This is a genomic window from Halomonas sp. SS10-MC5 (assembly GCF_015992245.1).
GTDB lineage: Bacteria > Pseudomonadota > Gammaproteobacteria > Pseudomonadales > Halomonadaceae > Halomonas > Halomonas sulfidoxydans.
This window is the reverse complement of record NZ_CP065435.1, coordinates 4259948-4269806: the sequence shown is the minus strand read 5'-3', so window position 1 is coordinate 4269806 and position 9859 is coordinate 4259948. Positions and strand designations below refer to the sequence as shown.

The window sequence follows — 9859 nt, the reverse complement described above, 5'->3', positions numbered from 1 at the left end:
CCAGGCCGGCACCGCCGCCGGCCAGCACCATGCCGGCGAGCCCGGTCGGGCCGAGGCGCTCGCTGAACATCGCCGCGGCCCACAGCAGCGTCACTCCCGGCGTCAGGTGCACCAGCGCCGAGGTCAGCGTGACGCCGAGGCGCCGCAGGCTGGCGATGAAGAAGCCGTAGCCGCCCAGGCTCGACAGCACCACCAGCCAGCCGATGGCGGCAAGGAAAGGGGGGGCCAGCGTCGGCGGCGACAGCCTGCCTCCCCCCACTACCAGCGCGGCCAGCAGGAAGATTCCCGCGGCCGCGAGCAATTGGGCCAGCAGCGCCGCCGGTAGCGGCATGGCGGGTGCCTGACGCACCGCCAGTACGCTGCCGAGCGTGACCGAGACCACCGACAACAGCGGCACTAGATAGGCCCACCACGGCGCGGCCAGCGGTTGCTGCATGTCGTCGGCCACGCACAGCGCCACGCCCAGGCTGGCGATGGCCATTCCCAGCCAGCCACGCGGCTGCAGGCGTTCTCCCAGCAGCGGGCCTGCCAGTGCCGCTGCCAGCAGCGGCTGCAGGGCGGTGACGAGCGCCGTGACGCTGGCGCTGACGCCCAGGTCGATGGCCACGATCACGCCCAGCAGGTAGCCGCCCATGGTCAGGCTGCCGACCGCCATCTCCCGCCGCATATCGCTCGCCCTCGGCGCTTCGTCGAGCCGCCACCGGCACCATAGCGCCACCAGCAGGGCGGCGAGCAGAAAGCGCCAGGCGAACAGACTGAGCACTGGCGTATCCAGTGCGCTGGCAAGTCGGCCACCAACGAAGCCGGAGCTCCAGCACACCACGAAGCCGGCGGCGATCAGTAGCGACAGGATCTGCTGAGGCATCGTTGTGCTCCTCGGTTACGGGAGCTTGAGCTTGACGGCTATCGAGGCTTCAATGAAGCGATATTGTTTGCAGGCAGGGTTCAATATGGTTGAAGTCTCGGCGACGCTGGATCTCGAACTGCTGCGCAGCTTCCAGGCAGCGGCCCGGCTTGGCTCGCTGGCGGCGGCGGCCGAACAGCGGCACCGCACCGTCAGCGCCATCAGCATGCAGATCAAGCGCCTGGAGGCGTTGCTCGATGCCCGCCTGCTGGAGCGCGGGCCGCGCGGCGTCGTGCCGACCGCCACCGGCGAGGCGCTGTTGCAGGAGGCGCGCGAACTGCTGCGTATGCACGACGGCATTGTCGCTCGCTACGCCGGGCGTGGCCTGCGGGGCAAGGTGCGCTTCGGCCTGCCCGAGGATTACGCCCGCGAGCTGCTCGGCGACGTATTGCCCGAGTTCACCGCGCGCCACCCCGAGGTGCTGCTGCAGGCGGTGACGGCCACCAGCGGCGAGCTGGCACGCCAGCTGGAGCGCGCGCGGCTGGACCTGGCGGTGGTGCTGGACCGCCCCATCGCCTTGCCCGGGGGCGAGCCGCTGTGGCGCACCCGGCCGGTATGGGCCGCGCCACGTATCGCCAACCTGACCGAGCGGGACAGCCTGCCGCTGGCCCTGCACGAGGTCGATTGTCCCTACCGGGCGCTGGCCGCCGAAGCCCTGAAGCGGCTGGGCAGGCCCTGGCACGCGGTGTTCACCAGCACCAGCATCCACGCCATCGAACGCGCGGTGGAGACGGGCCTGGCGATCAGCGTGCTCGACCGCGAGCGTCTGACCCCCGCCATGCGTGAGCTGGGCGAGGCCGAAGGGTTGCCCGTGCTCGGGCGCTGCGAAGCGCAGCTGCACTTCGCCCGCGCCATCGAGCCGGGCTCGCGGCCTGCCGCCCAGGCGCTGGCCGAGCTGCTGCGCGAGCGCCTGCGGGGGCGTGGGCCCTGGCGCGGCGCAGGAGCGGGATGAGGGAGGGTGAGGCGCAGGCAAGGCCCTGACCTTGTAAAAAGCAGCAATGAGGGGCCTTCCAAGCAAAAAAGCGCCTCCAGAGGAGGTGCAGGCAAGACCCTGACCTTGTAAAAAGCAGCAATGAGGGGCCTTCCAAGCAAAAAAGCGCCTCCAGAGGAGGTGCAGGCAAGACCCTGGCCTTGTAAAAAGCAGCAATGAGGGACCTTCCAAGCAAAAAAAAAGCGCCTCCATGGGAGGCGCAGGCAAGACCGTGACTAGCAATGAGGGGGAGAAACCATAGCGGGAAACTGGCGGTTCCCCTAATGGCCGTGGTGCCTCATCAACACCACGCCTTCAATGTAAGCCATTCTCATTATCGCCGTCAACACGAATGCGAATGTTTTTTATTTCAGACTCCGGCGAGATGCAGCCACAGGGGTAGCGTCGCCATGGCCAGCAGCGTCTGGCCGGTGATCAGGGCGGCCATCAGCTCGGCATCGCCACCCAGCTGGCGCGCCAGGATATAGGCCGACGTGGCGGTGGGCAGGGCGGCGAACAGCAGCGCCACGTCGCGACTCACGGCATCCAGCCCCAGCAGCAGCGCCACGGCCAGCACCAGCGCTGGCATCAACAGCAGCTTGACCAGGTTGGCAGTCCACACGCCGCGATCCACCCGCAGCAGCGCCTGGGGGCGCAGGGCAACACCCACCGCGACCAGCCCCAGCGGCAGGGCGGCGCGGCCCAGCAGCTCCACGGCGGAGGCGCTCCAGCCGGGCAGGCCGATGCCGGAGAGATTGAGGCCGATGCCGGCCAGGCAGGCGAGGATCAGGGGGTTGCGCACCAGTGCCGCCAGGCTCTTGCCCAGGCTCGAGGGGCCGAGGGTACCGGCGGCGATGAAGCTGGCCACGCACAGCACGTTGACCACCGGCACCATCAGCGCCACGGCGACCGCCGCCACCGTGGCACCGGCGGAACCGTGCAGGGCCGCGGCGCCGGCCACGCCGACGTAGGTGTTGAAGCGCAGCGCGCCCTGGAACACCGACGTGAAGGCCGCCGGCTCGAGGCTCAGCCGCCCTTGCACGGCCCACAGCAGGACGGCGAACGCGACCAGCCCGCCGAGCAGGGCGGTGGCCAGCCGGACCACGGGAACTTCGCCCACGTCGGCGGTCGCCAGGGTGGCGACCAGCATGGCGGGGAACAGCAGGAAATAGATCACCTTTTCGAGCTGAGCCCAGAATTCTCCGTTCGGCTGGCGCAGCCGGCCCAGCGCGGCGCCGAGCAGAATCAGCAGAAACAGGGGCCCCAGCGCATCGGCGACGCCTTGCATAGCGGTATCCTTGTGGTTTGTTGGCCATCAATTGAGCGTTAAACCCTGCGACAACGGTACACGCCTGGCCGGAAGCCAAATGCTGTTAAGCTTACCGCTCTATCCTTTGAAGTGCTGCCTTCGCTGCCATGACCTCCTCCTCCCTGCCCGATGCGGACAAATCCCGCTTCCCGAGGTTGCGCCTGATGATGCTGGCCACGCTGGTGACGCTCAGCGTGGCGCTGTGGTACCTGGCGGCCCACCTGCTGCGCGGCGAGTCCGACGTCGACTGGCATTACGCCACGCTGCCCTGCGACCTGCACCGCGCGGCCTGCAGCGCCGGCCTCGGCGAGGGGCGCACGCTGACCCTGAGCATCGACGCTCCTGCGGGGATCCGGGCGCTGGAGCGGCTGCCGCTGACGGTCCGCGTGGATGGCGTCGAGGTGGAGGCGGCAAGCGTCGACTTCGTCGGCCGCGACATGGACATGGGCTTGCATCGCTTCCCCCTGAGCAAGCAGGATAAGGGGCGTTTCGAGGGGGTCGGCCAAGTGCCGATCTGCACCCAGTCGGCCATGCCCTGGCAGGCGCAGGTGGTCGTGGAAACCCCCGCAGGCCGGCTGGGAAGCCGGTTCGATTTCACGGTGGAGCGGAGTGTGCCATGAAGCGGCAACGTATCTGGGGGGCGGTAGGTGCGCTGGTCATACTGGTGGCCCTTGGCGGGCTGTTCGGCTACCAGCAGCTGCACCGGGCCGACGACGGCAGCCCGAGGGGCGGGCCGGTGGAGCTGCCCTCGACCCAGGGCGATTTTTCGCTGACCCAGCTCGAAGACGACCAGCTGGCCGTGCTGTTCTTCGGCTACACCCACTGCCCGGACGTTTGCCCGATGAGCCTGTCGGTCATGCGCCAGGTGATGCAGGGGCTGGACGAAGATCAACGGCGGCGTGTGGTGCCGCTGCTGGTGTCGCTGGACCCCGAGCGCGATACGCTGGCGCGTCTCGGCGAGTACGTCGGCTATTTCGGCGACGCCTTCATCGGCGCCACCGGCAGTCAGGCCCAGCTCGAGGAGCTGGCCGAGCGCTACGGCGTGGTGTGGCGTCGGGTGGAGACGCCCGACTCGGCCATGGCATATACCATCGACCACAGCTCCTCGCTCTACCTGGTCGATCGTGACGGCACGATCCGGCAGCGGGTACTCTACTCGCCGACGCCGCATGCACTGCGTGCGGCGCTGGAGCAGGAGCTCGGCGGCTAGCGGCGCAAGCCCCGCCCGCACCTACTCCTCGGAAGCTTCCTCGAGTCGCTCGACCATGGCCATCAGCGCCTTCACCTGGGTGCCTTCGCGAGTGTCGTGCAACGGATCGAGCTGCCAGGTGCTCTCGGCGAAGCCCCACCAGTCCCAGCAGCCCTGAGGATTGGCCAGGCTGGGGCTGGCCTGAGGGTAGAGCACGACGCGGCGGTTGGCCGCGGCCCATTCGTTGAGGCCGCTGTAGCGTACGAAGGCCTCGTCGATCTGCTCCTCGGTCATGCCGCAGCCGTGCAGCGCCACGGTCAGGCCGCAGCCTCCCGCCTCGCACTCCTCCGGCACCAGCACGTAGCCGACATCGCCCAGGCCGCGGGCGTCGAAGGGGGCCTGGTCGAAGCGTAGCAACCGGGCCGGCGAAATGGGCTGCGCCGGCTCCAGCGACCCATGCAGCCACGCCAGCGCCTCGCCGGCGATATCCAGGCCGCAGGCCAGCATGTGCGAGCCGCCGCCGCTGCCGCACGGGGCCAGCCAGCTGGGCGGGATCCGCTCATCGGCCTCGATCGGCCAGCCGTGGCCGACATCGGGCGACTGCACCACCTTGAGCTGCTCCTCGGGGTCGTTCAGCCAGCCGGCCAACTGCTCGGCCAGCGCACCGCCGAGCGAGGGATCTACCACGCCATCTGCCTCTCCATGCCAGACGAAGGCGCGCAGTTCGGCAATGTCATCGGCCTCGCCCACCAGGTCGCGCGCCTGATAGTCGCGCCGGCGCACGTCCAGGGCGTTGAGGTCGGGGCGCCCGCGGCGCAGCGACATGCACTGGCCGAGCGCCTGCCCCAGGCCGCCCTCGGCGCAGCTCCAGGGGCCCGCGGCGAGCACGGCCAGGCCCCGGAAGCGCTCGGGCCAGGCGATGGCCAGTTGGGTGGCCATGTAGCCGCCCGAGGAGACGCCGATCACGCTGGTATCGTCAGGGACAACGGCGAGACGGGGCAGCTCCGGCAGGCGCTCCTCGGCGTTCGCGGCGGACGCCAGCAGCAGCCCGGCGGCGATCAGGGGCGCGACGCGCATGCGACCGGCGTCACTCCACGACATCGAGCAGTTCGACGCGGAAGATCAACGTCTCGTTGGGGCCGATGGGTCCCTGGCCCTGGGCGCCGTAGCCCAGCTCCGGTGGAATGAACAGCATCCAGGTGTCGCCCACGCTCATCAGCTGCAGCGCTTCCTGCCAGCCCTCGATCACCTGGTCCACGCGAAAGCTCAGCGGCTGGCCGCGGTCGAAGGAGCTGTCGAACACGGTGCCGTCGACCAGGGTGCCCTCGTAGTGCACTTCGACGTGGGAACTCGGCCCGGGGCTCTCACCATCGCCGCTCTCCAGCACTTCGTACTGCAGGCCCGAGTCGGTGGTGGTGACCTCCTCGCGCTCGGCGTTCTCTTCCATGAACGCCTGCCCCTCGGTGAGGTTACGCTCGGCTATCTCCTCGGCCTCGGCCTGGCGCGCCGCCAGCGCATCCTGCTGGAACTGGCTCAGGGTCTCGGCCATCTCGTCGGCTTCCATGGCCAGGTCGTTGCCCTCGATGAGGTCGCGAATGGCATCGGTGAAGGCGTCGATGTCGAGCTCGGGGTATTCCTGGGCGATGCTCTGCCCGTAGGCGACACCCAGGCTGTAGCTGAGACGTTCGTCCTCGGTTTCCGGCGCGGCCAGAACGAACGGCGTCGTGGCCACCAGGGCAACCAAGGAGGCGGAAGTCAGCAGTATCTTCATGCAGAGTCCTATCGATTAGTCATTGAGCGGCGTGCAACAGTATTCGGACTCTATCAGGGCGGGGCCGGTTCCGCACTTGCCGCACGCTGCCCGCCCGGCAGGCTCACACCACCAGGGTGGGACAGTGAGCGGAGCCGGCAACGCGCTGGGCCACGCTGCCCAGTAGCAGGCTCTTCTCGCCGTTGGTGCCCTGGGCGCCGATCACGATCAGGTCGCACTCCCGCTTGCGTGCGAAGCGCACGATGGTGCGCGAAGGGCGCCCGCCCTTGACGAAGGCGCGCAGGCGGGCCGGGTCGGCGCCCAGCTCGACCGCCTCGCTCTTGGCATGCACGGCGATCTCGGTGGCGTACTCCTTGAGGGCGTCGTCGGGGATGTCGAGCCTCTCCGGACGCACCATGGAGAGCGATGCCTCGAGCAGGCTGTGGTGCTTGAACACGCACAGCACGTAGAGTTCGGCGCCGGTGAGCAGATGCAGGCCGACGGCCTTCTCCAGCGCCTTGAGGGCACCCTTCGAACCGTCCACCGGTACCAATATGCGATTGAACATCTCAGCAACTCCTCAGTATCGGGCGGTCCGTTAGCGGAAGGCCAGGTCGCGCAGGAACAGGGCGATCTGCGGGAACATGATGATCAGCGCCGCCGCCAGGATCAGCATGAACACGAAGGGCGGCGTGCCGCGTATCACCTCCCAGTAGGGTCGCTTGAAGATCGCGATGGCGGTGAAGATATCGCAGCCGAAGGGTGGCGTCGCCGAGCCGATCGCCACCTGCAGCGTGATCAGCACGCCCACCAGCACCGGGTCGAGGCCCGAGGCCGAGATTGCCGGGGCGAAGATGGGCGTGAGTACGAGGATCACGACGATGGGGTCGACGAACATGCAGGCGATGAAGAAGGCCACCGAGATGGCCACCAGCACGCCGACCGGCCCGGCCTCGTTGATGCCGAATGCCCCCAGCAGGGTCTGCGGGATCTGGGCGAACGAGATGATCCAGGAGAAGCCGTTGCCCACCGCCACCAGGATGAACACCACCGCGGTGATCAGGCCGGTGGACTTGGCAATGGTATACATGTCCGGCAGCTTCAGCGAGCGGAAGACCACGAACTCGAGCAGCACCGCATACAGCACGCAGGCGGCGGCGGCCTCGGTGGGGCTGAAGATGCCGCCGTAGATACCACCCACGATCAGGACCGGGAAGCCCAGCGGCCACAGCGCGTCGCGCACGGCGCGGGCTCGCTCCCTCCAGCTCGACTTGGGCTCGGTGGGCACATGGTTGAGAACGGCATAGGCGATGCAGTAGACGGAGAACATCGCCAGGATCAGCAGCCCCGGGCCGATGCCGGCGATGAACAGCTCGCCGATCGAGGTGCCAGAGATGACCCCGTAGATGATCATGCCGATGCTCGGCGGTATCAAAAAGGCGATGTCGCTGGAGTTGATGATCAGCGCCAGGGTGAAGGAGTCCGAGTAGCCGGCCTTGAGCATGCGTGGCCGCAGCGGCGAGCCCACCGCCACCACGGTGGCCTGGGTCGAACCCGAGACGGCGCCGAACAGGGTGCAGGAGGCGGCGGTGCTGACGGCGAGCCCGCCCTTCACGTGGCCGACGAAGCTCATGACCATATCGATCAGGCGCCCGGCGGACTGACCGCGGGTCATGATGTCGGCGGCCAGGATGAACATCGGCACGGCGATCAGTGCCGTGGGACGAATACCCCCCATCATCTGCTGGATGAGGGTTTCCATCTGCCCGAGGCCGCCGAAGGTCATGAAGAAGCCGACGAAGGCAGCCGTCGCCAGCGGGATCATCATCGGAAACCCCAGCAGCAGGAGCACGATCATGATGGAGACTATGATGGTTGTCATGGTGATGTTTCCTCGCGCCCTGCGTCAGACTTCCGTTTCGGTATCCTTGTAGCCATCGACCACATGGGTCGACAGATAGACGTCACGGGAGGTGAGATTCTTGATGGCGGTAAGCAGATACTGAATGCCGGTAATGGTGAAGCCGACGGGTACCCAAAGGTAGATGATCCAGACCGGAATGCTCAGTGAAGGCAGCACGCGGCCGCGACCATACAAAGTCTCGATATAGCCGATCGAGAAGTAGCAGAGCACGAACATCACCAGCGAGGTGAACAGACAGATGACGACCATCAGGGCGCGCCGGCCCCCGGTGGGCAGGGCGTCATAGATCGCCGACATGCGAATATGGCGGCCATGGCGGGCGGCATAGCCGAGCCCGGCGAAGGTGATCATCACGATCAGGATGCGGTTGATCTCCTCGGAGAAGTGCAGGCTTTCGCCCAGGGCGAAGCGGCTGACCACGTTGGCCACGGTGTTCAGTGCCATCAGGATAACGCCCAGCGCCAGAATGGCCGACTCGGCGCGGCTGATCCAGGTGTCGACGATGCCAAGCGGGCCGGGGAGCGTGGAGCGGTAGTTCTTTTCCGAATCTTCTTCTGTCATGCGACCGGTCTCCTGGGGGACTTGCCTGCAAGGGGCTCCCCCGCAAGATAGTGAAGCGTGTTTCCCTCACCAAAGGGTAACAACATGAGCCCGGCAAGAGCGTGCCGGCTTCAACGCTGATTGGCCGGGGGAACGCGCCGGCCGGAAACACGAAGGGGCAGCCGGCCGGCTACCCCTTCATGCGTTTCACGGCAAGTTGCCCGTGCTTGCGGGGTCACTCGCCTGACACGGCTTCCAGGTCGGCCTTGAACTGCTCGAGCAGCTCCTCGCCGCGCTCGCCGGTCATCTCGATGAAACGCTCCTCGACCTGTGGTGCGCGCTCGCGGAAGGCCTGGATCTCGTCCTCGTCGAGGCGCGTCACGGTGACCTCGTCGGAGGCTTCCTGAATCTTCTCGAGCGACTCTTCGGCCAGGCCCTGGATATGCTCGATGGTGTGGTCGTAGGCCGCTTCTGAGGCTTCGCGGATCAGTTCCTGATCCTCCTCGGAGAGGCCGTCGAAGAAGTCCTTGTTGGCCATCATCGCGGTGGTGAACCAGCCATGGCCGGTGAACACCAGGTGCGGGGAAACCTCGTAGAGGCCGCCGGACTCGATCCAGAAGATCGGGTTCTCCTGGCCCTGGATGATGCCGGTCTGCAGGCCGCCGTACACCTCACCCCAGGGCAGCGGGGTCGGTGTGGCGCCGAAGGCCCGGTAGGTCTCGGAGAGCAGCGGGTTGGTCATGGTGCGGATGTTCTTGCCGCGCAGATCTTCCGGGGTGCGGATCGGCTCGTCCACGGTGACGACCATCTCGCCTTCGGGATACATCTTGAGCAGCTCGAGGCCCTGCTCGGCATAGAGTTCCGGGAACGTTTCGTTGATGGCCTTGCTCTCGTCGAAGAACTCGAGCACGGTTTCTTCGTCGGTGGGCAGCAGATAGGGGATGAAGAAGATCTGGGCTTCGGGAATCAGGGCGCCGGTAAAGCCGGGCGACTGGTTGACGAACTGCAGGATGCCGGCCTGGGTCTGCTCCATGATATCGTCGGACTCACCCAGCTCGCCGAAACGATAAACCTGTACGGTGTGGTCGGAGTTTTCCTCGATATATTCCTTGAAGGCGACGGCAAATACGTCCTGTACGTCACCCTCGAATTCCTCATGCGCGTAACGCCATTCAGCGGAATGAGCGGCAGCCGACATGCCGAACAGCATTGCGCCGATACTGGCAGTGGTCAACAGCTTGGTTGCCTTCATTATTATCTTCTCCTCGCAGGT

At 66.9% G+C, this 9859-nt stretch carries 10 protein-coding genes and 1 pseudogene; 3 read left to right on the top strand and 8 right to left on the bottom strand.

What is annotated here, in order from left to right:
- Positions 1-10: 10 nt before the first annotated feature.
- Positions 11-865: pseudogene (locus tag I4484_RS19995) on the bottom strand (DMT family transporter); the annotation flags it as partial.
- A gap of 85 nt (positions 866-950) precedes the next feature.
- Between I4484_RS19995 and I4484_RS19990 the strand changes: the two are divergent.
- Entirely contained in the window at positions 951-1856 is a 906-nt protein-coding gene (locus I4484_RS19990; protein WP_197448899.1) for a LysR family transcriptional regulator, read from the top strand.
- 388 nt (positions 1857-2244) lie between these two features.
- Here the strand turns inward: I4484_RS19990 and I4484_RS19985 are convergent, their stop codons facing one another.
- Positions 2245-3162, bottom strand: a complete 918-nt coding sequence (locus I4484_RS19985; RefSeq protein WP_197448898.1) for an AEC family transporter — start codon at positions 3160-3162, stop codon at positions 2245-2247.
- Between the two features lie 128 nt (positions 3163-3290).
- On the opposite strand from I4484_RS19985, the gene I4484_RS19980 reads away from it, so the two are divergent.
- Both I4484_RS19980 and I4484_RS19975 read left to right on the top strand, forming a co-directional pair.
- A complete protein-coding gene (locus tag I4484_RS19980; RefSeq protein WP_197448897.1) occupies positions 3291-3803 on the top strand; it encodes a hypothetical protein in 513 nt (170 codons plus the stop codon).
- Complete coding sequence (locus I4484_RS19975; RefSeq protein ID WP_197448896.1) at positions 3800-4393, top strand: SCO family protein; 594 nt, start codon at positions 3800-3802, stop codon at positions 4391-4393. The genes I4484_RS19980 and I4484_RS19975 overlap by 4 nt, the downstream gene beginning before the upstream one ends.
- Before the next feature lie 21 nt (positions 4394-4414).
- Here I4484_RS19975 and I4484_RS19970 read toward each other — a convergent pair whose 3' ends face one another.
- The 6 genes from I4484_RS19970 to dctP all read right to left on the bottom strand — a co-directional run bounded on the left by I4484_RS19970 (position 4415) and on the right by dctP (position 9838).
- Positions 4415-5449, bottom strand: a complete 1035-nt coding sequence (locus I4484_RS19970) for a poly(3-hydroxybutyrate) depolymerase (protein ID WP_197448895.1) — start codon at positions 5447-5449, stop codon at positions 4415-4417.
- A 10-nt stretch (positions 5450-5459) separates the two neighbouring features.
- On the bottom strand, positions 5460-6143 hold the full coding sequence (locus I4484_RS19965; RefSeq protein ID WP_197448894.1) for an FKBP-type peptidyl-prolyl cis-trans isomerase: 684 nt from the start codon (positions 6141-6143) through the stop codon (positions 5460-5462).
- A gap of 103 nt (positions 6144-6246) precedes the next feature.
- Entirely contained in the window at positions 6247-6690 is a 444-nt protein-coding gene (locus I4484_RS19960; RefSeq protein WP_197448893.1) for a universal stress protein, read from the bottom strand.
- A 30-nt stretch (positions 6691-6720) separates the two neighbouring features.
- The gene (locus I4484_RS19955; RefSeq protein WP_197448892.1) at positions 6721-8004 is read right to left on the bottom strand and encodes a TRAP transporter large permease; all 1284 of its coding nucleotides are present in this window, start codon (positions 8002-8004) and stop codon (positions 6721-6723) included.
- A 24-nt stretch (positions 8005-8028) separates the two neighbouring features.
- On the bottom strand, positions 8029-8607 hold the full coding sequence (locus I4484_RS19950; protein WP_197448891.1) for a TRAP transporter small permease: 579 nt from the start codon (positions 8605-8607) through the stop codon (positions 8029-8031).
- Positions 8608-8821: 214 nt separating this feature from the next.
- Positions 8822-9838 carry a TRAP transporter substrate-binding protein DctP gene (gene dctP, locus I4484_RS19945; protein WP_197448890.1) on the bottom strand — a complete coding sequence of 339 codons (1017 nt, stop codon included), beginning with the start codon at positions 9836-9838 and terminating at the stop codon, positions 8822-8824.
- Positions 9839-9859: the final 21 nt, after the last annotated feature.